Below are 25,486 nucleotides of genomic sequence, written 5' to 3' on the forward strand. Positions count from 1 at the left end.
AAACGACAGCAATACTATGATTCCCTGAAAGAAGCAGCATAGGGTACAAAATCCTTGAGGAAAATGTGTCAACTAATCTTGACAAAATCATGAGTAATTTCTTTGAATCTCACTTTATGGAATGGTTTACCTATACTTGTTCGGAAAATAATTTTGACACCAAAGTAATCAATGAAATACTGGAAGTTGTAAATCAGTTTGACTTGAGTACATATATCCTGAAGCCTGAAGAAATACAAGATATTCTGCAGGAAGTGTACATGGAACTTATTCCTGCGGAAATGAGACACTTGATGGGAGAATACTTTTCTCCTGATTGGATTGTTGAACACGCTTTAGATATGGTTGGATATCATGGCGACATCAAGAAAACTTTAATTGATCCGACTGCCGGCTCAGGAACTTTTTTGACTCACTCTATTAAAAGAATTGTAAATCAAGCTGGCGGAAAGTTGTCAAGAGACGACATAGATAAAATCACCCACAACATAATCGGATTTGACATCAATCCTATTTCAGTTGTATCTGCTAAAGCAAATTATATTCTTGCTTTGTTTTCGTCCTGCGAAGATTCTGTGTTTGATGATTTCGCAGACCCTGTTAATATTCCGATTTACATTGCCGATTCTATTCTTGCTCCGGTGGTTTATACCGAAGAAAGTAAATTAACATTGTCAATAAATACTTCCATTGGTAAATTTCAAATTCCCAAGTTTGATGACTATGCAAAAGCAAGTGAGTTTTTAAAGGTGTTAAGTAATTGTATTGATGACAAATGCGATTTTGATGATTTTTGGAATAAAGCCGAAAATCGTTATGTCAACAGCGGGTATAAAGATGTGGTAGAAGAGTTATTTAATCGGCTTTATACATTACATCGTGCCGGAAATGATTCATTCTGGCCTATTATTTTGAGAAACAGTTTTGCACCAATATTGATTGGGAACAAGTTTGACTATGTTGTCGGAAATCCGCCGTGGATTGCGTGGAAATCAATGAGTAAGAGTTACCGGGAAGGAACATTAGAAATATGGAAAAGTTACGGCATTTTTGAGAAGAATGCTTATGACAAAAAAACAACCCACGATGACTTTGGAATGGCTGTAACTTATGTAGCTGTTGATAAATACCTTAAAAACAATGGCAGCATGGTATTTTTACTCCCTGCGTCCTTCCTGAAATCGACAAAAGGCGGAGAGGGGTTCCGAAAGTTCTCGATTACTCGTTTTGGGCAAAATGTTCCATTTGCTGTAAGTATGGTAGATGATTTTTCAAATGTTAAGTTGTTTACGATTCCTACGATTGCAATTAAAATTACAAAAGGCACAGAAATGAAATATCCTATGCACACCTATAGAGTTTGGAAACAAGTGGGGAGAAAATCCTCCTTGGATTCTCACGCAAAATGGGCAGATGTTGAAAAAAAATTGACTTCGCATGTTTTATCTGCCCAACCGGTAGATGGTAATGATAAGCAATCTTCCTGGCTTACATTAGAGGATATGGACTTTGCTAATAAAGTTTTGGATTCTTCTAAAAAAAGATTTTATAGCGGAAGAAAAGGGATTGAACCGGCGGGAGCAAAAGGGGTATATCTATTGAAGAAGCCCATAAAAAGCCGTGACGGATTGTTATTGATTGAAAATTGTATAGAAAGGCAAAGGCGCAAGGACTTTATTAAAAAAGGCATTCATAAAGAAAAGGTTGAAGAAACCTATGTGTATCCGATGCTTGGCGGAAGGAATATTGCAAAATGGCAAGTCAAGTCTAACGAATATATGCTGGTTCCGCATACCGCTGCGTATAAATATGGAGTTCCGGTTAAAGAACTTGAAAAAAATGCTCCGAAAACCAGCGAGTGGCTATTCTATTATCACGATGAGCTTTTAGCAAGCCGGAAACAAAACGGAAAGTTCTTCAATGCGAATACACAGCCGTATTATCGGTTGGATAATGTGGGAGAGTACACATATGCTCCATATAAGGTTTTGTGGAAGGAACAAACGGGAAGTATGTCGGCAGTAGTGGTTGGTTCTTATTTAGAGTCTGTTCCGGATGCTGATGAAAATTTATTTAGTGAGGATAAAACAATAGTTGTGGATTCCAAAGTTCTTATGCTTGGTTTGGAAAATGCAGAGGAAGCATATTATGTTTGCGGAATCATAAATGCTGAAGATATAGTAAAAGTAATTGATGGCTATGCTATATCTACCAACCGTGGAGTAGACGTTTTAAAATATTTGGCTATTCCGGAATTTGATTCGCATAATCAAATACATATGGAAATTGTTAAGTATTCTAAAAAAATACATGACGAATTTAAACGCAATTCCAACGCCAGCGTTAGAGAACTTGAAGAACAGCTTAATGTTGTTGTGAGAGAGATATTTAATTAGAGGCTTCAAATATTAATTTGGAGAGGTGAGGCATTTATTATGAAAAGATTTAGGAAGATTCTATTACTGGTTGTGACACTGGTACTGTATGTGCTGACAGGTTGTGCCGGTTTTTTAGATACTGCAGACGATGCAGGCGGAGCCGGAGTGTCAGAAGTGAAGGTGGAGAAGTCGGGCGAATATACGTCGAAGGATGAAGTAGCTGCGTATTTAAATCGTTATGGCTGCTTGCCGGATAATTACATTACCAAAGAGGAAGCGAAAGCGATGGGCTGGGATAGTAAGGAAGGAAATCTTGGCGAGGTTGCGCCGGGCAAGAGTATCGGCGGAGATTATTTTGGAAATTATGAAGGGATCCTTCCGGAGGCATCAGGCCGGAAGTACTATGAATGTGACATTGATACGGACGGAGGTTACCGGGGAGCGAAGAGGATTGTATATTCCGGCGATGGACTGATTTATTATACGGAAGATCATTATGAAACTTTTGAACTGCTGTACGGAGAGGAATAGGAAGATGCGATATGTATTAGATGCTGCACGGATGGAGACAAGGGAGGATGCCCATGCCTGCTTGAAAGCAGAACTGAACCTGCCGGAGTATTATGGAAATAATCTGGACGCCCTGTATGATTGCCTGACAGAGATGCCGGAGACAGAGATAGAGATTCAGCATCTTAAGGAGGCAGGGAAGGATAGTTATGTCTGGCGTGTGATAAATGTGATGCAGGATGCGGGTGTGAAAGTATATGATTTGATTTAGTGATTGTAAGTTGTGGAAAGATGATGTAATATAGTATGGGAAATAAATGAAGGTATAAGGAAGGGATGATTCATGCGGGAGCAGTTGACGGAGCATGATGTTGAGAAAATAAAGGAAGAGATTGAGTACCGGAAGCTGGTCGTGAGAAAAGAAGCGATTGAAGCGGTAAAAGAAGCACGGGCGCATGGGGACTTAAGTGAAAATTTTGAATATCATGCAGCAAAGAAGGACAAGAACCAGAATGAGAGCCGGATCCGTTATCTGGAGAGAATGCTGAAGACAGCACAGATTGTGTCAGAAAAGTCAGCGGATGATGAAGTCGGAATGAATAATACGGTAGAGGTTTATTTTGAAGATGAAGATGAGACGGAGGTTTTTAAGTTGGTTACTTCTGTGAGGGGAAGCTCTCTGAATGGGAAGATTAGTATAGAGTCTCCCATGGGGAAGGCAGTTCTCGGGCATAAGGTGAATGACAGAGTCTATGTGAAGGTGAATGAAAATACAGGATATTATGTTGTGATTAAATCCATAGAAAATACCGGAGACAGCGATGAAGACGCTATCCGGAGGTTTTAGGCGGGAGGAGAAAATGGAAGAACGGTTATTGGAGATGGCAGAGCATAAGGCGGGGATATTGATTGACGCATTGCCTTACATCCGTGATTTTAACCATAAGATAGTTGTAATCGAGTATGGCTGCCGGAAATATTTAAGTCCGGTGGCGGAGCAGGAGTTGATGCAGGATATTGCACTTTTGAAGACGGTAGGAATGAAGCCGGTTGTTATTCACGATACTCCGATGGGAGTAGATAAGTTCCGTGAGAATAAGAGGGTTGCCAAGCTTCTGGAGTTGTGTGGGACGAAGGCCATTGGAATCTGCGGGGTCGATCTCCAGACGCTTCATATGACGTTAGATAATGGGTATATCCCAGTGATTGTTCCGAATGATATCGATAATGAAGATGTGGTAATTGACCCGAAAGATACGGCGCTGGAAGTTGCTGTGAAGCTTCAGGCGGATAAATTGGTGTATCTGTCTTCCCACAGAGGAATCTGGAGGGATGTGGATAGGACAGAGGTGTATAGCAGGCTTACGATACCGGAGATTCGAAAGCTCTTGGAGGATGGATGGGTGACGGAAGGCGTCATTTCCAGAATTGAACGTGGATTGCAGGCAGTTGAGCAGGGTGTAAACCGGGTACATATTCTGGATGGGAGAATTGAGCATGCGCTGCTTCTGGAGTTCTTCAGCGTAGTAGGCGTTGGTACAATTCTGATTCGTGACGAGGATAAGTTATATGTCCATGAAAAGAATTAGATAAAATGAATGCAATGGGGCACACGGCAAAGACTGCTGTGTGCTTTGTTAGAACATAGGAAAGTTCTCGCGTTCCTATGTTCTAATATAGGAAGTTCAGGGCGGACTTGTCCGCTTTGACAAAGAGACAGCTTGAGTCAGACAGGAGGATACAAATGAAGATTGTGATTGCAGAGGATGAAGAATCAGTCCAGCAGGGGATGGATGAGATGTTGCACATGATTAATCCGGATTATGAATTGATCGGCACGGTTACAGACGAGCAGAGTGGAATGGAGCTGATACGGAAGAAACAGCCGGATCTGGTGATAATTGATGTGGATCTATCCGGCGGCCGGGGATTGGAGATGCTGGGAAGGCTGCGAAAGGAAGGAAATGCCTGCGAGGCACTTATCCTGACAGAGAATGCAGAATTTTCTTCGGTGCGTACGGCCATGGAATTAGGCGTAGTGAACTATCTGCTGAAGCCGGTGCGGATGCCGGAATTATCCGGAGCGTTAAAGCGGGCAGAGATGCGGTTTAAAAAGAAGCAGATGGAGAAGGAACGATATTCGCTGGAGAGAATCCTGGAAGCGGCGCTGGCCGGACAGGCGGGGTGCGACGAACATGTGGAAGAAATTCTTCGGTTGAACGAAGGGTTTGATGTGCGGGAAACACTTGGGATTTTTGTAGTGTGGCTTGGGGACGCTTATAAGGAATACGCGGCTGCTGTGGAAGATGGGCTGAAAAGATTGGGAGTAAACAGCGGGCTGTTTGGAAATTGTACTTTCAATTATCCGGATAAACGGCTGGTTCTGACGGTTTTGTATCATTTGAAATCAATGGAGGAAACAGTCAGCTATCTTCGTCGGAATATTGTGCCTATGCTGGAGGCACAGACGAAGAAGAAGGCAGTGGCTGCATTCCGCTTTTGTGAGGGGATTGATGAACTTCAGAAGGCAAGCGCCGGGGTGTATGGCATTCTGGATTATAATATCACCATTGGGCGGAATACGTTTCTGGAATATGATCAGGTGAAGAAGATGAAACTCAGACCTCTGCATTATCCAATAGAGCTGGAGAACAGGGTAAAGACAGCGGTTCTTAACCGGGATGAGAAAGAATTTGCAAGATGTTGCGAAGCGTTCTTTGATGAACGTACGATTCGGGGATGTGAGCCCAGAGAAGTGAAAGAGGCTTGCCTGAGATATTCCTATATTGTACTGAACTCTGCAAAGACAGAGGGGATATTGAATATGAAGAAACAGCCGGTTCAGATTCTCTTCCAGTCGGTAGAGAATGCGGTTACGGCGGATGAGATTAAGGGAGCTTTCCGGGAGTTTTTCCAGAGGATATTGCCAGACCGGGAGTATGTGGCGGAGGAGAAGAAGGGGCTTCTTGCCGAGAGGGCAAAAAGGCTGATTGCGGAATATTATAATCAGGGACTTACACTTCAGGAAGCAGCAAGGAAGCTGGGAGTATCCGACGGATATCTGAGCACCATGATCAGGAAGGAGACGGGTGCGACATTTTCTGAGATTATTCGTACTTACCGGATTGATAAAGTGAAAGCGCTTTTGCTTTCGACGGACCTGAAATTAAATCAGATTGCCGAACAGGCAGGGTATGCAAATCCGAAATATATGAGCAAAGTATTTAAAGAAAAGACGGGGATGCTGCCGCTGGAATACAGAAAAAGGAATCTGTAGCCATATCTGCAGAAGAAATATTTCCAGAGTAATCTAAAATATTTTCTCCTTTTTAAAAAATATATACCTGTAAAAGTATGAAAAATATTATAGAATAAGAAAGGAAGTACAATGAAGCCTTAAGGGGAACCCCGTACGGCTTAACCCTTTCGTAAGTAGCAGATCCCCGGAGCCGAAACGGTTCCGGGGATTTTGCTGTACATTTATTTTTAGGGGTAGAAAAAGGAGAACCTTTTTTATATAATAGAAGTGTAGGGAAACCAGTGAGAACGACTAAAAAGGAGAAGGGATTCATGGAAATGTTAAAGATTGAAAAGGAATTACAGGAAAATTCGTATCCGGGCAGAGGGATTATTATTGGCCGAAGTGCGGATGGGACGAAGGCGGTCGCTGCCTATTTTATTATGGGAAGAAGTGAGAACAGCCGTAACCGTATATTTGTAGAGGATGGAGAAGGAATCCGGACGCAGGCATTTGATGAGTCGAAACTTACAGATCCAAGTTTGATTATTTATGCTCCGGTTCGTGTGCTTGGGAATAAAACAATCGTAACGAATGGCGATCAGACAGATACAATTTATGAGGGAATGGACAAGCAGATGACATTCGAGCAGTCCTTAAGAAGCCGTGAGTTTGAGCCGGATGGACCGAACTATACGCCGCGTATTTCCGGTATTATGCATGTGGAGAATGGGAAATACAGTTACGCAATGTCTATCCTGAAGAGCAATCATGGTAATCCGGCAAGCTGCAATCGCTATACGTTTGCTTACGAGGACGCAGCAGCCGGCGAGGGGCATTTTATCCATACTTATATGCATGATGGGAATCCGCTTCCAAGTTTTGAAGGAGAACCTAAGTTAATTGCCATACCAGATGATATGGAAGCCTTTGCAGACGTGCTGTGGAACAGCCTGAATGAAGAAAATAAGGTGTCTCTGTTCGTGCGTTATATTGATATTGCTACCGGAAAGTATGAGTCTAAGATTATAAATAAGAATAAATAAATCCAAAGGAGCGAATAAGATGAAAGAATTAGAATTAAAATATGGCTGTAACCCGAATCAGAAACCATCGAAAATCTACATGGCAGATGGAAGTGAGCTTCCGATTCAGGTTCTGAACGGACGGCCCGGGTATATTAATTTCCTGGATGCATTTAATGGATGGCAGCTGGTAAGTGAGCTTAAGAAAGCAACCGGGCTTCCAGCAGCGACTTCTTTTAAGCATGTGTCTCCGGCTGGCGCGGCAGTAGGGCTTCCTCTTTCGGATACCTTGGCGAAGATTTACTGGGTGGATGACTTGGGAGAACTTTCTCCCCTTGCATGTGCTTATGCCAGGGCAAGAGGAGCAGACAGAATGTCTTCTTTTGGCGATTTTATCTCACTGTCTGATGTCTGTGACGCAGATACGGCAAAGCTGATTAAAAGAGAAGTGTCTGATGGTGTGATTGCACCGGGATATGAGCCGGAAGCATTGGAGATATTGAAGGGGAAGAAGAAGGGAAATTATAATATCATTCAGATTGACCCTGAGTATCAGCCTGCCCCGCTGGAACACAAGGAAGTGTATGGAATTACATTCCAGCAGGGAAGGAATGAACTGAATATAGATGAGAAGTTCTTTGATAATATTGTGACTGAGAACAAGGATATGACGGAGCAGGCGAAGATTGACCTTGCCATTTCTATGATTACTTTGAAATATACACAGTCTAATTCTGTGTGCTATGTGAAGGACGGACAGGCAATCGGAATCGGCGCCGGGCAGCAGTCCAGAATCCATTGTACCAGGCTTGCAGGGCAGAAGGCGGATAACTGGTGGCTGAGACAGTCTCCGAAGGTACTGGGACTTCAGTTTAAAGAAGGTATCGGACGTGCCGACAGGGATAATGCTATCGATCTCTATATCGGAGAGGAATATATGGATGTTCTGGGAGACGATGTGTGGGCGAATACATTTAAGGAAAAGCCGGAAGTATTTACCAGAGAGGAGAAGCGGGCATGGCTTGATAAGATGGAAAATGTTGCGCTTGGTTCGGACGCTTTCTTCCCATTTGGCGATAATATTGAGCGCGCCCATAAGAGTGGTGTGAAATTCATTGCCCAGCCGGGAGGTTCTGTGCGGGATGATAATGTGATTGCTACATGTAATAAGTACGGTATGGTAATGGCGTTTACCGGGATTCGTTTATTCCATCACTAAGAAACGGCAGGAGATAGAGCAGAGACGGGGATCCCGTCTCTGCGTCTTGTTATTAAGTAATTTTTACATTTTATTCTGAAACGTCGTCAAAATATGACAAATTTCTGAAAATGTCTTTTTTTCTGAACCAAATCATTTGATTGTAGATTTCATTCTTTTTTCCTGATTATTAGAATACTGTATAAAGGCAGGTGAGGACATATGGATGTGTGGGAGGTACTTCTGGTAGCGATTGGTTTATCCATCGATGTGTTTGTTGTGTCAGCTTATATGGGAGCCGGATTTTCCAAAATTAATAAAAAAAATCTGTGCTGCCTGTGTCTGCTGTTTGGCGGGATGCAGCTTTTTGCCATGGCAGTGGGTAATCTTATCGCTCTGGTTCCGGCGCTTTGGAACGGCCGGCTGGAAAGATATGCCGACCGGTGGGAAATGTTTTCAGTGCTGATATTTGCAGGACTGGGCGTTTATATGCTGGTAAAAGGCATAAGGGAGGAGACAGTACTGGAAAAGCGGTGCGATACCATCAACTGGAAAGCAACGGCGGGACTTTCCGTTGTAACAAGTATTGATGCGCTGTTGGCAGGCGTGGGACTTGGCATTCTGGATACCCGGATTATAGCAGAAGAGCTTTTAATGTTTCCGGTAACCGTTATACAGGTGATTTTTGGAGTGTATTTTGGATACAGACTGGGACTGCAGCATAATAAGAAAGCTTATTGGGTAGGAGGAACGCTTTTATTTCTGGCGGCAGTTGATATTATCATTCATTTTGGGATATAAAAGGAGGAAAAAATAATGGGAACACTTACACATAAGGCAGCAAGGGCTACATACGGAACGGCAATCGACATGGTACTGCGCCATGTGAATAAGGACAGGGAAAAAGGATTTCTGGATATGGTGGATTTGACGGAAAAGTACGTCGGAAAACAATTTCCAAAAGAAGCGTATGATGGGGCAAGGAAGCTGATTCAGAATCCGGATGGCAAATGGATGAAATATGTGAATCGGATTCTGGATGAGGTAGATCCCCATGTGATAAAACAGACAGCGCTGAACTTGGGTTATGAAGCAGCTATCCATGGGACGAAAACGATCCGGGAAATGCGGGAAAAATATCATTGCAATATTCCGTGGCTGATTTTGATGGATCCTACCAGTGCGTGCAATCTTCACTGCACCGGATGCTGGGCGGCGGAATACGGTAACCGGCTGAATCTTACATACGAAGAGATGGACAGCATTATAACGCAGGGAAAAGAACTGGGAATTTATTTTTATATGTATACGGGAGGAGAACCGCTGGTAAGGAAGAAAGATATTATCAGATTGTGTGAAAAGCATAGCGATTGCGCTTTCCATGCGTTTACCAACGGAACACTGGTGGACGAAGAATTCTGTAACGAAATGCGCAGAGTGGGCAATTTATCTCTTTCTATCAGCCTGGAAGGATTTGAGGAGGTAAATGATTTAAGAAGAGGCAGCGGAGTGTTCGATAAGGTTATGAAAGCCATGGATTTGCTGAAGGCCAATGGACAGATATTTGGTACCTCTATCTGTTATACCAGTAAGAATGTGGAGACGGTAACGTCCGATGAGTTCCTGGATCTGATTATTGAGAAGGGGTGCCGTTTTACCTGGTATTTCCATTATATGCCGGTAGGAAATGATGCGGCGGTGGAATTGCTTCCTACAAAAGAACAGAGGGAGTATATGTACCACAGGGTGCGTGAAATCCGGGGGATGGAAGGCGGAAAACCGATTTACGCCATGGATTTTCAAAATGACGGAGAATTTGTCGGAGGCTGCATAGCAGGTGGGCGGAATTACTGTCATATTAATCCAAATGGTGATGTGGAACCTTGTGTATTTATTCATTATTCCGGTGCAAATATCAGGCAGGTATCTCTGCTGAAAGCATTGATGCAGCCGCTGTTCATGGAATATAGAGACAGGCAGCCTTTTAACTGTAATCATCTGCAGCCTTGTCCGATGCTGGAGAATCCGCAGATTTTGCAGGAAATGGTGAAGAAATCCGGCGCGCATTCTACGGATCTGCAGTCACCGGAAAGTGCAGAACATCTTTGTGGTAAATGTGCGGAATATGCAAAGAACTGGCAGGAAACAGCGGAGAAACTTTGGGACGGACATCCGCATCATCAGGCAAATTACAGTAATTACAGGCGTTAAATATAAAGCTGGCTGATTCCCGGTACCCAAAATCGAAAAGTGTGTTATAATAGATACGAAACGCGGATTCCGGCATGAATACGAAAGGTGATTACATGGAGCGTAAAGGCGAGATGACAAAGAGACTTCTGGGAGAAAGCTTCAAAGAGCTGATGCAGAAAAAGCCGTTTGACAAGATTACAATTAAGATGATTACAGATGGCGCGGGAGTAATTCGTCCAACATTTTATAATTATTTCCAGGATAAATATGAAGTAATGGAGTGGCTTCTTGAGCAGGATGTTTTTATTGGGGCGAGAGAATTAATCCATATGAATATGCAGAGAGAAGCGGTCAAGATGATTTTTCGAAAGTTGGAGGCGGAGCGGCAGTATTACGTCAGGGCTTTTGAAGTGGAGGGGCAGAATTCCTTTGAAGAAATGTTGGTTCATGAAGTTTACTCGATCATTCAGACTGCTTTTGAACTGCATCCGATAGATATGCATGGTTTTGAAAAGTCCATCAGCAAGGAAGTTTTTATGAAGTTTCATGCGATTACTATGGTAAATGGAATTAAAATCTGGATTTTGGATAAAGAATATAAGATCAGTGCAGATGAAGCGTTGGATATGTATCAGTTTTTAATGACACATTCGTTTGCCGAATTGATGGGTGGAAAAAGTTAAGTATGCAGGGAAGGAAGGCAGCACTATGAACCAGTATGATGTGATTATTATCGGCGCGGGACCGTCAGGTATCTTTTGCGCATATGAATTGATAAAAGAGAGACCGGATCTTAAAATTCTTATGATAGAGAAGGGACGTTCCATTGAGCAGAGAAATTGTCCAAAAAGGAAGACGAAGGTGTGCGTAGGATGTAAGCCTTGTTCGATTACAACCGGATTTGCGGGGGCGGGGGCATTTTCTGATGGGAAATTATCCCTGTCACCGGATGTGGGCGGAACCCTGCCGGAAATCCTTGGATATGAGAAGACAGCAGAGCTGATACAGGAGGCGGATCGTATCTATCTGCAATTCGGGGCAGATGAAAAGGTGTATGGTGTGGAAGACCGGAAGGCAATCGAAGAAATCCGTACGAAAGCAATCCGTGCGAACTTAAAGCTGATTGAATGCCCAATCCGCCATCTGGGGACGGAAGAAGGATATAAGATCTATACAAGGCTTCAGGAACATCTGCTTTCTAGCGGCGTAGAGATTCTTTTTATGACTATGGTGAAGGATATCATTGTAGAAAATGGCATAGCAAAAGGTGTCATAACGGAAGAAGGGGATTCTTATTATGCTCCGGAGATTGTTGCGGGGATTGGGAGAGAAGGATCGGAATGGTTCTCCCATGTCTGCAGGGAGCACGGCATCGGGACGAAGAACGGTACAGTTGACGTGGGTGTCAGGGTAGAAGTCCGGGATGAAATCATGAAGGAATTGAATGAAAAGCTGTATGAGGCAAAGCTGGTATATTATACACCAACCTTTGACGATAAAGTCCGGGTGTTCTGTACCAATCCTTCCGGTGAAGTGGCCACCGAGTATTATGATAATGGTCTTGCGGTTGTAAACGGCCATGCGTATAAATCAAAGGATTTAAAGACGAATAATACGAATTTTGCGTTGCTGGTATCCAAGAATTTCACGGAACCGTTCAAGACGCCGATTGAGTATGGCAAGCATATCGCGCAGTTGGGGAATATGCTTTCCGGCGGCAAAATTTTGCTGCAGAGATACGGGGATTTCCGCAGAGGCAGAAGAACCACACAGGAAAGGCTGCTGCGCAATAACATTGTGCCTACGCTGAAAGATGCTGTGCCGGGAGATCTGTCACTGGTGTTCCCCCACCGTATCATGGTAGCGATTGATGAGATGATACAGGCGTTAGATAAGGTAACACCGGGGATTGCCAGCGACGAAACGCTTCTTTATGGCGTAGAGGTAAAATTCTATTCTAACAAAGTGATTGTAAATAAGGAATTTGAGACGAATATAAAGGGACTGCGTGTAATGGGAGACGGGGCATCCATAACAAGAGGACTGCAGCAGGCATCGGCAAACGGGTTATTTGTGGCAAGATGTATCCTTTTTTGTCAAAAATAGTTGTATATTTATTCGGAAAATAATATAATTAGAGGGCTTGGGATTATGCCAGGCGTATAAAGGTCGGCAAGACGATGAAATGAGTATATGAGGAGAATAAATATGGGCAAATATTTTGGAACAGATGGGTTCCGTGGAGAAGCAAATAAGGTATTAACGGTTGAACATGCATTTAAAGTAGGACGTTTCCTTGGGTGGTATTATGGGCAGGACCACAAGGCAAGAATCGTAATCGGGAAAGACACCAGACGCAGCAGCTATATGTTTGAGTATGCTCTGGTTGCCGGACTTACGGCGTCGGGAGCGGATGTCTGTCTGCTGCATGTAACGACGACTCCAAGTGTATCCTATGTGACAAGAACCGAAGAATTTGACTGCGGCATTATGATTTCCGCGAGCCACAATCCATTTTATGATAACGGTATCAAAGTAATCAATGGAAAGGGACATAAGCTGGAAGCGGAAGTAGAAGAGAAAATAGAAGCATATATTGATGGAGAAATCGGGGAACTTCCGCTTGCGGTAAAAGAGAATATCGGGCGGACTACAGATTATTCAGCGGGACGTAACAGGTATATCGGCTATCTGATTTCCCTTGCTACCCGTTCTTTTGAGAATGTAAGAGTCGGGCTTGACTGTTCTAACGGAAGCGCATTCATGATCGCAAAGAGTGTATATGATGCTCTGGGCGCCAAAACATATGTAATCAATAACGAGCCGGACGGGACGAATATTAACCGGGATTGCGGTTCTACACATATTGAAGTATTGCAGGAATTTGTAAAAGAGAAGAAGCTGGATATTGCATTTGCTTACGACGGGGATGCAGACCGTTGTATTGCTGTGGACGAGAAAGGGAATGTAGTAGACGGAGATCTGATTCTTTACATCTGCGGAAAATATCTGAAAGAGAACGGACGGCTGAACGGCGATACGATTGTTACAACAATCATGTCTAATCTGGGGCTTTACAAGGCATGTGACAAAATCGGGCTTAAGTATGAGAAAACCGCTGTAGGCGATAAATATGTATATGAAAATATGGTAAATAATAATTTCTCTCTGGGCGGCGAGCAGTCCGGACACATTATTTTCAGCAAGCATGCGACCACTGGTGACGGAATCCTGACTTCTCTTATGATTATGGAAGTTATGTTAGAGAAGAAAACCAGCCTTAGCAAGCTGGCGGAGCCGGTGAAGATTTATCCGCAGCTTCTGAAGAATGTCCGTGTGGCTGATAAGAAGACGGCGCGGGAGAATCCGGAAGTCGTGAAGGCTGTGGACGCAGTTGCCACGGCTCTGGGAGATGATGGAAGGATTCTCGTAAGAGAGAGCGGCACAGAACCGGTAATCCGTGTGATGGTAGAGGCGGCAACCGACGAACTGTGTGACAAATATGTTATGCAGGTGGTTGACGTGATGGAAGCGGAGGGTCTGATAGTCGGATAAATCCGGCTGCATTGTTCATCTGGAATCCGGTAATACTAATTCCTCAGAAGGAGGAATAAATGTTATGTATAAATTTTTACCGATTACAGATGTATACGCCAGAGAAATTCTGGATTCCCGCGGGAATCCTACGATAGAAGTAGAAGTGCTTGCCGCAGAGAAGTATCTGGGAAGGGCGTGCGTGCCTTCCGGCGCTTCTACGGGGAAATATGAGGCCGTAGAGTTAAGAGACAGAGAGAAGCGCTACAATGGGCTGGGAGTGGAACAAGCCGTTGACAATGTGAATGCGAAGATCGCTCCCGCAATTGTTGGGATGAATGTACTTTGCCAGGCGGATCTGGACAAAGTTCTGCTTCGTCTGGACGGGACAGAGAACAAGAAGAATCTGGGAGCCAATGCTTTGCTGGGGGTCTCCATGGCAGCGGCAAGAGCGGCGGCAGAGGCGCTGCAGGTTCCGCTGTATTCCTATCTGGGCGGAACCAATGCGAAGAAGATGCCGGTTCCCATGATGAATATTATGAATGGCGGAAAGCATGCGGATAACACCATTGATATCCAGGAATTTATGATTATGCCTGTGGGTGCATGCTGCTTCAAAGAAGGACTCCGTATGTGCGCGGAAGTTTATCATTCCTTAAAGGAACTGCTGCGTCTGCAGGGACTTAGTACGGCAGTGGGGGATGAAGGTGGATTTGCCCCTAATCTTCCGGATGCAAAGGAAGCGCTCCGGTTCATTGTGGAGGCGACGGAACTTGCCGGGTACCAGCCAGGCAAGGATGTTGTGATTGCACTGGATGTGGCGGCATCGGAATTGTATGAGAAGAGCTTTCGGAAATATATTTTTGAAGGCGAAGGAAAAATGCATGGGCACAAGGTAATCCGTTCGGCAGAAGAGCTGATTGAGTATTACGAAGAACTGGCAGAAGAATTTCCGATTGTTTCCATTGAAGACCCATTGGATGAAGAGGACTGGGACGGCTGGGAGCTTCTGACTACCAGGCTGGGACGGCATATGCAGCTTGTGGGTGATGATTTATTTGTTACAAATACCAGACGTCTGGAAAAGGGAATCAGGAGCGGTGTTGCCAATGCGGTTCTTGTGAAGGTCAATCAGATTGGAACTTTGACGGAAGCTTTTGATGCGATTGAGATGGCGCAGAAAGCGGGATACCGGGCGGTTATCTCCCATCGATCAGGAGAGACTGAGGATGCATTGATTGCGGATATTGCTGTGGCGTTTAACACCGGGCAGATTAAGACAGGGGCGCCTTGCCGCTCCGAGCGTGTTGCCAAGTACAATCAGCTTCTGAGGATTGAAGAAAGGCTTAGTGAGATTGCGGAATATGAAAATCCATTTCAGGAGTCTGAATAGTAATGCAAAAATATTAACGAAAAAGTAACTGGAATCTCTTGATATATTCGGAGGCTTGTGCTAGAATATACGTGGTTTAACCACAGGAGGTGTGAAAGATGGAAATTCTGAAGATGGTATTGATGATTTTGTTTGCAATAGACTGTATCGCATTGACGGTAATCGTATTATTACAGGAAGGTAAGTCAGCAGGACTGGGGACGATCGGTGGTATGGCTGATACTTACTGGGGACAGAACAAGGGACGTTCCATGGAAGGAACACTTGTAAAGTCCACGAAGTTTTTAGCAATTCTTTTCGTTGTACTGGCAGCAGTATTGAACTTGAATGTATTTGCTTAAAGAAGTGTATGTATGAATCTGAAGATGTTGGGACACTCTTGTAATAAGGGTGTCTCTTTGTGTATATGAGAGAATGGATGCGGGATAAGTAGGAAAGGGGTGGCAGAATGGATGAGACATTTGAGAAACGAAAAAAAATCATATATGAATTTCTGTGTGATGATATATATGTGCCTATGAAACTGAAGGAGCTTGCCGTTTTGCTGCAGGTTCCGAAGGAGCAGAAAGCAGATTTAAAAGCAGTAATGGATGCGTTGGTAGAAGAAGGCAAGGTCTGTTTGTCTAAGAAGGGGAAGTACTGCAAAGGCGAAGCAAAAAGGCTGACGGGCGTATACCAGGCGCATCCCAGAGGCTTTGGCTTTGTGACTGTAGACAATGAAGAAGATATTTTCATCGGCGAGGAAGATACCGGAGGAGCTTTCCAGGGCGACACGGTGGAGATTGCGATTATAAAAGCGCCGGAAGGCAGACGCAGGGAAGGAAAGGTTCTGCGTGTGGTATCTCGCGGCGTAACAAAGCTGGTGGGACTTTTCCGGATACAAAAAGATAAGAACTATGGATTTGTGATTCCGGATAGCCAGAAGTTTGCCCGGGATGTGTTTGTTCCGGTGGAGCACGCCAAAGGAGCGGTAAACGGGCATAAAGTAGTAGTAGAGCTGACATCCTGGGGAGATGAAAATAAGAAGCCGGAGGGAAGGATCGTGGAGATTATCGGGCATATCAATGACCCGGGAACCGATATCCTGTCCATTGTGAAAAGTTATGACCTTCCCGTGGAATTCCCGGAAAAAGTCCTGAACCAGGCAGAGAGGACGGCGGATGTAGTTAGCGAAGCTGACCGGGCAGGGCGTAAAGATTTAAGAGACTGGCAGATGGTGACGATTGATGGGGAAGATGCGAAGGATCTAGACGACGCTGTTTCTATTACGAGAGACGGAGAGCATTATCTTCTGGGTGTTCACATCGCCGATGTGACAAATTATGTGCAGGAGCGCAGCGCCCTTGACAGAGAAGCCCTGAATCGTGGGACGAGTGTATATCTGGTGGATCGTGTAATCCCCATGCTGCCCCATAAGCTGTCTAATGGCATTTGTTCCCTCAATGCCGGAGTGGATCGATTGGCACTTAGCTGCATTATGACCGTTGATAAAAAGGGGAATGTTATCGACCATGAGATTGCTGAGACGGTAATTCGTGTAGATGAGCGCATGACTTACACCAGTGTGAAGAAAATCCTGGAAGACAAAGATCCGGAGGAGAGCAGGAAGTATGAAAAGCTGGTGCCTATGTTTGAGCTGATGGAAGAATTGGCAGATATTCTGCGGACAAAGCGTCACAGGAGAGGATCGATTCACTTTGATTTTCCGGAGACGAAGATCGTACTTGACAAAGAGGGACGGCCTTTGGAGCTTAAGCCTTATGACAGGAATGTGGCGACAAAGATTATCGAGGATTTCATGCTTCTTGCCAATGAGACGGTGGCAGAAGACTATTATTGGCAGGAACTTCCCTTTGTGTACCGGACTCACGAAGCGCCGGATGAAGAAAAGATGAGGAAACTAGCCACATTTATTAATAATTTTGGGTATACCATGCATATTGGTGTAAATGAGATTCGTCCCAAGGAAGTGCAGAAGCTGTTGACAAAGGCAGAGGGAAGACCGGAAGAGAGTTTAATTAGCCGCCTGGCGCTTCGTTCTATGAAGCAGGCAAAATATACGCCTGAAAATACCGGGCATTTTGGGCTGGCGGCGCCTTACTACACCCATTTCACCTCGCCTATAAGGAGATACCCGGATTTGCAGATTCACCGGATTATCAAGGATAACCTGCGGGGAAGAATGAATGCGGCGAAGATAGAACATTACCAGAGTATTTTGCCGGAAGTAGCAAAGCATTCCAGCGAGACGGAGCGCAGGGCTGAAGAAGCAGAACGGGAGACCGTTAAGCTGAAAAAAGTGGAATATATGGCAGAACGTATCGGAGAAACCTTCGAGGGTGTAGTCTCCGGTATTACTAAATGGGGAATCTATGTAGAACTTCTTAATACGGTGGAGGGTCTGGTGCATGTGGCGAATATGTATGACGACCATTACGATTATTATGAAGACCGCTGTGAGATGGTAGGAGAGCATACAGGTAAGGTATATAAGCTGGGACAGAAAGTGTATGTTCGGGTGATTGGGACGGACCGCCTGTCACGGACCATTGATTTTGAGATTATAGATGAAGGAGAAATGGATGATGGCGAAGAGCAGTATGAAAATGATTGCCAATAATAAAAAAGCATACCATGATTATTTTATCCTGGATACCTATGAAGCAGGAATTTCACTTGCCGGCACGGAGGTGAAGTCCCTGCGTATGGGCAAATGCAGTATTAAAGAGTCGTTTATTAGAATCGACAAAGGAGAAGTATTTATTTATGGAATGCATATCAGCCCTTATGAGAAAGGGAACATTTTTAATAAAGATCCCTTGCGGGAGCGGAAGCTTCTGCTGCATAAAGCGGAAATTAATAAACTTTTCGGAAAAATTAAGGAAAAAGGTGTTGCTATTGTGCCTTTAAAGGTATATTTTAAAGGCAGCCTGGTAAAAGTCGAGATTGGGCTTGCAAAAGGTAAGAAGCTTTATGATAAGCGGCAGGACATTGCTAAGAAAGACCAGCAAAGAGAGGCAAGCCGGGATTTCAAAATCCGCAATCTGGGTTAAGATGCAGGATAGAAAGATACGGAGGAGAATGAAGAATGGCATATTGTGTAAAATGTGGGGCGAAGGTAGACGATAGTATGCGCTTCTGCCCGGAATGTGGGGCAGAGATTCCTGTGCCCGACAGAAAAGAGGATCAGGAAGTTTTTAATCCTTATCAGGAATACAGGCGTGCAGACGAAAACAACACACAGCAAGATGGAACAGCGTATTTTGATCCGCAGGACGTCCGTGCTAACAAGGGAATGGGAGTGGTATCTTACATAGGGATTCTTGTTCTTATCCCGCTGCTTGCAAGAAACAAGAATTCAGAGTATGCAAAATTCCATGCAAATCAGGGATTGGTACTGTTCATTGTATCAAGTGTCATAGACCTTCTGGATGGAGATTGGATATTTGGGCTGCATTCGTGGATTAACTTTGGCGGCAGTGTGTTCTCCTGGGTGTTTGATATCCTGAGTTTTGCGTGCTTTATTTTAATGATTGTGGGCATTGTGACAGCGTGCAGAGGAGAGAGGAAGGAATTGCCGTTTATTGGGAAAATAAGAATACTGAAATAAAAAAAACCAGGGAGCCGGAAATTCCGGTTCCCTGGTTTTCTCAAGGGATTCTTATTCAATAGTAATCAGCTTCGGCTGCTCTTCTTGTTTCTTTACTTCCTTCGGGAATTGCAGTTTTAATACACCGTCAGTAAAAGCTGCCTTAATATCTTCCTGTGTCAGCTCTTCGCCTACATAGAAGCTTCTGTTGCAGGTTCCGGTATAGCGTTCTTTGTGGATGCAGTTTCCTTTGGCATCTTTCTCTTCCTTTGTCTCATTCTTGTGAGCAGTAATGGTAAGGTATCCGTCCTTCAAATCTGCTTTAATGTCTTCTTTTGCGTATCCCGGAAGTTCCATTTCTACTACATAATTGCCGTCTTTTTCGTGAATGTCTGTCCTCATAACCTGAGAAGAAGATCGTTCATAAGAACGGGTGAAAAATGGGTCGTTCCACATGTCATCGAATAAAGTATTGATTCCTCTGTTTGCAAGTAACATAAGTCATTCCTCCTTGAATATATGCCTTGCCGGATAAGGATTTTCTGGCAAGTGACTGTCAGAATTTCCGGCTGGTTTGCTTTGTTTTATTTGTTATAGTTATTATATAACACATTATGTTAGCACTGTCAATAGGTGAGTGCTAATTTTTTAAATTTTTTTGCGGACTGAATCCAGGATACGTTTATTCCCAATGATATTTCCGGGATTGAAGATCCCAGTATAAGTTGTTGCCGAAGAAAAATACTGCTGTTACAGCAACGACTGTCAGGGTAATTCCCCAGCCATTTCCATGGATTACAAAGCTGTCTAAAGGCAATATGAGCCAAACTAAGAGTAGAAGGAAGAAGACTGTATAGATAAGACCCTTCCATTTCTTTGCATGTCGGTTGTAGATAATTCTTTTTTGGAGCGTATGCTGGATGAAGTCCTGTAAAAAAGCGATGATGATTCCATAAGAGAGTACGCTCCATGTAAGGCCATAATTTTTCGGACATCCGTCCGCTATGAAAAACGTAAGATGAAAAATGCATATAATCACTGCCATATCCTTAAGGGAGAGAAGAAAGTGTTCAAAATGATTTTTCTTCATTGCACCTTCCATCAAAGTATTGCAGAATTCCCTTTCCGGCACACCAAGCATATCTTCTAGTGATCCCTGGTTCTTCTCTGCCTGTGCGGCAAGACCAATCAAATCCTTTTTCACAACTTCCAGTTCAAATAAAGAGATATTATGTGCAGAAATGTACTGTATCATTCTGTCAAGCATGGCATAATTGGCATCGCTCAATTCCAGGCTGTTATCAATATTCTCCTGGCGTAGTTTTTGGTAATTATTATAAAAAAGTCCCATATCTCATCCTCCTATTCAAAAATTCGTTCTACAGCAGCAGTAATTTCCTTCCAGTTGTCATAAAAGCTTTTCAGATACAGCCTGCCATCCTCTGTCAAGTGATAATATTTTCTCTTGGGTCCCAAAGGGCTGGGTTTGAATGTGGCTTCAATCAGTGATTTCTTTTCCAGACGTAAAAGAAGAGGGTATAAAGTTCCTTCTTTAATATCGGAAAAACCATATTCCTGAAGCTGTCTGGCAATCTCATATCCATAGGTTTCATCCTTTTCCAGAATTTTTAAAATACAGTTTTCCAGGATCCCTTTCATCAACTGTGATTTTTCCAAAAAAGATACCTCCTTTCAACTACCTTGCATTACATAGTTCCTGCCTTTACTATAGCATATAAAACACTACTTTGCAATACAAAGTAGCAAAAAATCAGTCTTGACATTTGAAAGGTGTATTCATATAATAGTTATACGCAAGAAACATCTGCGAACCAGCGAGATAAGCTTACTATCAGGGCTTGTACTGGTTTCGACGGGGGTTCGGAAGTTGGAGAAGCCATCCGTAGCGGGACACTACGTTAAAAGTTCCATCTAAATATAAACGCAGATAATGAATTAGCGTACGCTGCCTAATTAGGCGGCAGTCGGCCTCGGGTCATCCGCTGCCTGAGTAACCGGCTTCAATGAGGCGGAGCACTTCGTTCCCGAAGCTTTGAGGGAATGGAAGAACTTATGAAGCTACTGAAGTCTTAAGCCTGTCATTAGGCGTGAGACAGAGGGAATGTCAAAGTAATGACTGTGATGGGAGATGCTCGAATGGATGGGCTTTCGGACGCGGGTTCGATTCCCGCCAGGTCCACCAAAAGGTCCTTACTCGAACTTTTTACCATAAAAAAATTTGGTTCGTTCGATGTAAGTTCAGAATATATTGGATTTGGAGAATCTGAAACACGAAAATCACATCCGTAGATATTGCGGATGTGATTTTTTGTCGTCTCTATTAATTCACTCAATTTCTTTAGCCCACTCCTTCGTGCCTGATTAACGTGGGCTACGGTATCTTTTATCGGCTCCAATATAGTGTCGAAGGGTGCCTTAAATTCTACATTAATATTAAGCCCATCATTTCCGTTGGATACTAAAAACCTAGATATAAGAGCTTGATTAATTAGGCGTTTAGTCATATCGTCGGCAGCTCTGTAAGTTGTTCCGCAGTCCTCGATAAGATCAAGGGCTAAATGCAGATTGGCTAAAATATTTTCAAAAGTCACATTATGCATATTAATTTCATGTTCAACGCCCGCTAATTCTTTAGCGATTTTTTTCTGTTCACTTTTCATTAAGTCTAGTGGAATAGCGTCAGAGTAATGTGCTTCAAGTAGCTTTTGGCGTTTATGTTCTAGAGATATTTTTGTACGATTCAGCCCATCGAGCTCTGAGTTGAACTTTTCGCGCTCTTTCAGAATAATTACCCGTAGATATTCTTCCAGATCTTGGCGTATTTCTGGCGGAAGCTGATAATTATCGTAGATTTGCTCAATTTTCTTTTCGACCACATCAATTAATACGGCTTTCATCGTGCAATCTTTTACTCGTTTACTGTGCCGTCCCGCACAGACAAAGTAGGGATATACGTCGCCATTCTTTTTCTTTTCGTTACTAACCATTAGTCGCGAACCGCATTCTGCGCAGTATACGCTACTCTTTAGGAAATGCGGATGTTTTACTGTTCGTTCGCCATTTATTCTAGAAGCAAGGATATTCTGTACTTTATCCCAAGTCTCAATGCTAACTATCGGCTCATGACTGCCTTCATACTGAACATCCTTGTATACTACAACTCCTTTATAATATGGATTCACCAAAACTTTATGTAAAGTTTTTAGTGTAATTGGAACTGATGGAATCTTTGACGTCGAACGGGTTGTAAGTCCGCAAGCGGCAAGATGTTCGGCTAGTTCAGCGACTGTCCAATTCCCGGTAGCGTATTCCTCAAATGCGATTTTTATCAGAGGAGCTCGTTCCGGGTCAAGAACGACAGTCCTTTCTTCGCGGCCTTTATCATCAACCCTGCGGACATTCATATATCCTATTGGAGCTCTTCCGATAGTGCCACCATTTTTAACTTTCTCGCCCATTCCTTTCTTAACTTCTGTCGCAAGATTCTGCGAGTAAAATTCAGCAATAGAACTCATGATACCATGTAGCAGCATGCCCGCCGGGGTATCGTCGATACTCTCCGAAGCAGATACTAATTGCACCCCGCATTCGCGAAGGGTGCGCATAATGTCGATATCGTCACCTCGATTACGTGCGAGACGGTCGACTTTGTGTACGATCACATAATCAATACGGTCGGCATTTTCTCGTACATACTCGAGCATTTCCTGTAACTGTGGCCGGTCTGCAGATTTTGCAGATGCGCCTCGATCGACAAATTCCTTGCCAACAATTGCACCCATGGATAGGGCTTTCTTTTTGTTTGCCTCACGCTGCGCAGGAATAGAGAAGCCTTCATCGTTTCCGCCGCCACGTTCGGCTTGACCTCGCGTAGATACACGAAGGTAAGATACTGCAAACTTCGGCGTCATTCCGGCCATAAATGTCTGAGTTGCATGCGTCATTGCGGTATTGCTCATAAGCGTTACCTCCTTTCGTAGTTTGTCCAATGGTACCTCTGAAGAGGCATTACATCAAGTAAAATAAAGCGATATTTTATAGTTATTTTTGGAGTAGCCAGCCCATAATCGGGCTGGCTTAGGTAGGTATATATGTTCCTAGATTTTGCGGATTACGTCCTCGCCATAAGCAACACCAAGGCAAGAACCACAGTCCCAACTAACATGAATTGTCCCGATAGCGTCGACGAATTCTACTGTTCCTAGATCGCCAGGGATTAATTTAGTGTAGGGGTCATTCATAGAGACGAGCTCTATTCTAGCCCCTTCTGGATACATTTTTCGTAGTCTTTCGACAACTTCCTTACTCGGAAAGTTCCGCATAGCCTTCACCTCCTTCGGATGGATGTTCAATAGTTGCTTCTGGAGCCTCGATTTCCTGTTGTACTTTACGCGCATCATGACGAGCTTTCGCATCTTCGGTGCGCCAACTACTATTGCCGGAGAGATTTTTCAGTAAGAATTTACGAGCAAATTTATACTCTTCGCCCTTAAAATCCAAGGATACGAGAAAGAGACGCATTGTAAACTTATCGTTATCTGAGACGCTCTCCGTAGCAGTAACACGAGTAAGCATCTTAGCTCGTTTTGCAATGCCAGATACAAGCTGTGTATATGCTTTGGCTTCACCATCAATCCCATGATCGGTAAACCATGGAAAACAGATTTTATCTTCTTTACGCTCAATGGATAGGTCATTTGTTTCAAGTGCCTTTTTGAGAACAGAAGCTTTACTTGCCACGATAGCTCTAACTCTATTAAGTTCTGCTTCGTCGAGATATGGGCCTGGCAATTCGATTACGAGTTTTCTGTCTTTGGGCGTATCCTGAGCCTCCTCCAATTGCTCATTTTTTGTCTCACCGGTAGGGAAGTCGACAACTTTTTCGGGCGCTTCGTCCGTTTCAGGAATTTCTTCGGAAGTCGACTGCTCGGAATTAACTTCGATAGGCTCTAGTTTTTCATCCACAACTTCTTCATCAAACTCAAAATTACCCTCCGGTAAAGAGGAAGTTTCCGGCTCTTCTGTAGAATTCTCAGATGTTTCTTCTGAAATATCTGAATTGTCGGTTGCATCAATTTTGGTTTCTTCCAAAACTTCTTCGGTAGGCTCATTCGGAATTCTTTCAAAGCCATGCCAGGTTAGCTTCTTGACGATGGATTCTATCTCTTCCTCGGCCATATCGTCCGGGAATTCTATATCTCCGGTTCGATTCACGATACACAAACCGACTCCATATCCATAGCTTGGAGCTTTGAGATATTTAGGATCGCATTCGAGAACCTCAGACAATGCGTTTACGAGTTTCTTTCTCTGTTCGCCAGATGCGGCGTATTTCATAGTTGTCATGATAGAGACCTCCTTTAGTTGTGCTGATTTAACAAGATACAAAGAGCAATTTCGGCTTCCTTAGTGGCCGGATAAATATCCCAGCCGCGATCATAATTAGCAACAATCTCTCCATTTTGCCTTAATTGTAATTTTGAGATTTTTCCATTATTAATGCCGAATTTACTCGGTTTATCATATGCTTTCAGAATATAATGAACCACTACAGCGCTTCTGCCTGTTGTTTTATTGGCAGGTATGCCAATAACCCCTTCTAGCCACATGATTTACTCCTCCTTTACGCATTCATCGCTCTGATTTGTCTAATTAGCAAGTGAGATTATTCAAATTGCGAGTGGTAACCAGACTGAGCTTATGTTCATTCCTGCGATAGAAATAGATGTTGTCACTAAGCGTTTCCTGGACTCCGACAATCTCTTCGTTAATCTCGCGTACGGTTTTTAGAATATATCCCGGGTCGATGAGGGAGAGCGGAGCAATTATGAGTTCATGAATACTCGAAGGCATAATACAGAGGTCATCCTCTATCTGCACCGCAAGATCTTCGAGATATGTCTCATATAGCAGAATGGAAGCACCGAGTATGCGTTCGGGATTTGTCCCAACATACATTGGATAAAACGCATTACATGGGGCTGCGACTCCAGTAATCTCGGATATGGCGTCTTCCATAAGCATGATTTTGTACCCGGTTTTCTTACAGTTCTCATTGGCAGCCTCCATGATTTCACTGAGTTTAATATCTAATGAAATCATATCTATTGCATCGATGATCTTGTATCTAGTTCGATATGGATTAGAAGTATCAACTATGGCGAATACCACCGCCAAATCCAAAAACTCAGCAGAGACTACATCATCTCGCAGTGTTTTAGGGTCGAATAATGCATATCTGACATTTGCGAGAACTACATCTTTGGAATAGGTTCTGTCGTCGTTAAAATTTAATATCATAGAAATATCCCCCTTTCTACGTTTGGTAGTGTCAAAAACTACCTGTTTTTTTGTACTAAAATCTAATAAAAACCTTGATTTTTAGGGAAATCTGCAATAAAAAGAGC

General features: G+C 43.5%; 25 protein-coding genes, 1 other RNA gene and 1 pseudogene. 19 read left to right on the forward strand and 8 right to left on the reverse strand.

Annotation, left to right across the window (positions count from 1 at the left end):
* Positions 1-65: 65 nt before the first annotated feature.
* The 18 genes from OCV99_RS16730 (at position 66) to OCV99_RS16815 (ending at position 19,079) form a co-directional block, all read left to right on the forward strand.
* Positions 66-2,396 (forward strand): Eco57I restriction-modification methylase domain-containing protein, encoded by a 2,331-nt coding sequence (locus OCV99_RS16730; RefSeq protein WP_262575986.1) that lies wholly within the window; start codon positions 66-68, stop codon positions 2,394-2,396.
* A gap of 39 nt (positions 2,397-2,435) precedes the next feature.
* A complete protein-coding gene (locus tag OCV99_RS16735) occupies positions 2,436-2,909 on the forward strand; it encodes a ribonuclease domain-containing protein (RefSeq protein ID WP_158372082.1) in 474 nt (157 codons plus the stop codon).
* A 4-nt stretch (positions 2,910-2,913) separates the two neighbouring features.
* The gene (locus OCV99_RS16740) at positions 2,914-3,159 is read left to right on the forward strand and encodes a barstar family protein (protein WP_158372084.1); all 246 of its coding nucleotides are present in this window, start codon (positions 2,914-2,916) and stop codon (positions 3,157-3,159) included.
* A gap of 72 nt (positions 3,160-3,231) precedes the next feature.
* The gene (locus OCV99_RS16745) at positions 3,232-3,735 is read left to right on the forward strand and encodes a GreA/GreB family elongation factor (protein ID WP_158372086.1); all 504 of its coding nucleotides are present in this window, start codon (positions 3,232-3,234) and stop codon (positions 3,733-3,735) included.
* 13 nt (positions 3,736-3,748) lie between these two features.
* Positions 3,749-4,477, forward strand: coding sequence for an amino acid kinase family protein (locus OCV99_RS18485; RefSeq protein ID WP_158372088.1), 729 nt, complete (start codon positions 3,749-3,751; stop codon positions 4,475-4,477).
* 155 nt (positions 4,478-4,632) lie between these two features.
* Positions 4,633-6,165: a response regulator transcription factor gene (locus OCV99_RS16755; RefSeq protein WP_158372090.1), complete on the forward strand. Its 1,533-nt coding sequence runs from the start codon at positions 4,633-4,635 to the stop codon at positions 6,163-6,165.
* A 293-nt stretch (positions 6,166-6,458) separates the two neighbouring features.
* Entirely contained in the window at positions 6,459-7,172 is a 714-nt protein-coding gene (locus OCV99_RS16760; RefSeq protein WP_158372092.1) for an IMP cyclohydrolase, read from the forward strand.
* Positions 7,173-7,191: 19 nt separating this feature from the next.
* Positions 7,192-8,370 (forward strand): phosphoribosylaminoimidazolecarboxamide formyltransferase, encoded by a 1,179-nt coding sequence (locus OCV99_RS16765; protein WP_158372094.1) that lies wholly within the window; start codon positions 7,192-7,194, stop codon positions 8,368-8,370.
* A 201-nt stretch (positions 8,371-8,571) separates the two neighbouring features.
* Complete coding sequence (locus OCV99_RS16770) at positions 8,572-9,150, forward strand: manganese efflux pump MntP (protein ID WP_158372096.1); 579 nt, start codon at positions 8,572-8,574, stop codon at positions 9,148-9,150.
* A 15-nt stretch (positions 9,151-9,165) separates the two neighbouring features.
* On the forward strand, positions 9,166-10,560 hold the full coding sequence (locus tag OCV99_RS16775; RefSeq protein WP_158372098.1) for a radical SAM/SPASM domain-containing protein: 1,395 nt from the start codon (positions 9,166-9,168) through the stop codon (positions 10,558-10,560).
* Between the two features lie 95 nt (positions 10,561-10,655).
* Positions 10,656-11,225 (forward strand): TetR family transcriptional regulator, encoded by a 570-nt coding sequence (locus tag OCV99_RS16780; protein WP_158372126.1) that lies wholly within the window; start codon positions 10,656-10,658, stop codon positions 11,223-11,225.
* Positions 11,226-11,250: 25 nt separating this feature from the next.
* Positions 11,251-12,648, forward strand: coding sequence for an NAD(P)/FAD-dependent oxidoreductase (locus OCV99_RS16785; RefSeq protein WP_158372100.1), 1,398 nt, complete (start codon positions 11,251-11,253; stop codon positions 12,646-12,648).
* A 102-nt stretch (positions 12,649-12,750) separates the two neighbouring features.
* Positions 12,751-14,097: a phosphoglucosamine mutase gene (gene glmM, locus OCV99_RS16790; protein WP_158372102.1), complete on the forward strand. Its 1,347-nt coding sequence runs from the start codon at positions 12,751-12,753 to the stop codon at positions 14,095-14,097.
* 64 nt (positions 14,098-14,161) lie between these two features.
* Entirely contained in the window at positions 14,162-15,469 is a 1,308-nt protein-coding gene (gene eno, locus OCV99_RS16795) for a phosphopyruvate hydratase (protein ID WP_158372104.1), read from the forward strand.
* 98 nt (positions 15,470-15,567) lie between these two features.
* Complete coding sequence (secG, locus tag OCV99_RS16800) at positions 15,568-15,810, forward strand: preprotein translocase subunit SecG (RefSeq protein WP_158372106.1); 243 nt, start codon at positions 15,568-15,570, stop codon at positions 15,808-15,810.
* Between the two features lie 107 nt (positions 15,811-15,917).
* Positions 15,918-18,089 carry a ribonuclease R gene (gene rnr / locus OCV99_RS16805; RefSeq protein WP_158372108.1) on the forward strand — a complete coding sequence of 724 codons (2,172 nt, stop codon included), beginning with the start codon at positions 15,918-15,920 and terminating at the stop codon, positions 18,087-18,089.
* Positions 18,055-18,522, forward strand: a complete 468-nt coding sequence (gene smpB, locus OCV99_RS16810; RefSeq protein WP_158372110.1) for an SsrA-binding protein SmpB — start codon at positions 18,055-18,057, stop codon at positions 18,520-18,522. Before rnr ends, smpB begins: the two co-directional genes overlap by 35 nt.
* A gap of 35 nt (positions 18,523-18,557) precedes the next feature.
* Positions 18,558-19,079, forward strand: coding sequence for a zinc-ribbon domain-containing protein (locus OCV99_RS16815; RefSeq protein WP_158372112.1), 522 nt, complete (start codon positions 18,558-18,560; stop codon positions 19,077-19,079).
* Positions 19,080-19,130: 51 nt separating this feature from the next.
* Here the strand turns inward: OCV99_RS16815 and OCV99_RS16820 are convergent, their stop codons facing one another.
* From OCV99_RS16820 to OCV99_RS16830, 3 genes are all read right to left on the reverse strand, one after another.
* The gene (locus OCV99_RS16820) at positions 19,131-19,556 is read right to left on the reverse strand and encodes an Hsp20/alpha crystallin family protein (protein ID WP_158372114.1); all 426 of its coding nucleotides are present in this window, start codon (positions 19,554-19,556) and stop codon (positions 19,131-19,133) included.
* A 184-nt stretch (positions 19,557-19,740) separates the two neighbouring features.
* A complete protein-coding gene (locus OCV99_RS16825; RefSeq protein ID WP_158372116.1) occupies positions 19,741-20,409 on the reverse strand; it encodes a hypothetical protein in 669 nt (222 codons plus the stop codon).
* A gap of 11 nt (positions 20,410-20,420) precedes the next feature.
* Positions 20,421-20,735 (reverse strand): PadR family transcriptional regulator, encoded by a 315-nt coding sequence (locus tag OCV99_RS16830; RefSeq protein ID WP_331490781.1) that lies wholly within the window; start codon positions 20,733-20,735, stop codon positions 20,421-20,423.
* Positions 20,736-20,913: 178 nt separating this feature from the next.
* Here OCV99_RS16830 and ssrA point away from each other — a divergent pair.
* Positions 20,914-21,261: a transfer-messenger RNA gene (gene ssrA, locus OCV99_RS16835) on the forward strand.
* Positions 21,262-21,949: 688 nt separating this feature from the next.
* Here ssrA and OCV99_RS18445 read toward each other — a convergent pair.
* The 5 genes and pseudogenes from OCV99_RS18445 to OCV99_RS16855 form a co-directional block, all read right to left on the reverse strand.
* Positions 21,950-23,038 (reverse strand): annotated as a pseudogene (locus tag OCV99_RS18445) (recombinase family protein); the annotation flags it as partial.
* A 138-nt stretch (positions 23,039-23,176) separates the two neighbouring features.
* Positions 23,177-23,494: a DUF4314 domain-containing protein gene (locus tag OCV99_RS16840; RefSeq protein ID WP_331490782.1), complete on the reverse strand. Its 318-nt coding sequence runs from the start codon at positions 23,492-23,494 to the stop codon at positions 23,177-23,179.
* Positions 23,382-24,425 (reverse strand): hypothetical protein, encoded by a 1,044-nt coding sequence (locus OCV99_RS16845; RefSeq protein ID WP_158372120.1) that lies wholly within the window; start codon positions 24,423-24,425, stop codon positions 23,382-23,384. The genes OCV99_RS16840 and OCV99_RS16845 overlap by 113 nt, the downstream gene beginning before the upstream one ends.
* 14 nt (positions 24,426-24,439) lie before the next feature.
* The gene (locus tag OCV99_RS16850; RefSeq protein ID WP_158372122.1) at positions 24,440-24,688 is read right to left on the reverse strand and encodes a DUF7678 domain-containing protein; all 249 of its coding nucleotides are present in this window, start codon (positions 24,686-24,688) and stop codon (positions 24,440-24,442) included.
* Positions 24,689-24,731: 43 nt separating this feature from the next.
* Entirely contained in the window at positions 24,732-25,379 is a 648-nt protein-coding gene (locus OCV99_RS16855; protein WP_158372124.1) for a DUF5688 family protein, read from the reverse strand.
* Positions 25,380-25,486: the final 107 nt, after the last annotated feature.

The sequence above is a fragment of the Dorea acetigenes genome, assembly GCF_025567385.1.
Classification (GTDB): Bacteria; Bacillota; Clostridia; order Lachnospirales; family Lachnospiraceae; genus Claveliimonas; species Claveliimonas acetigenes.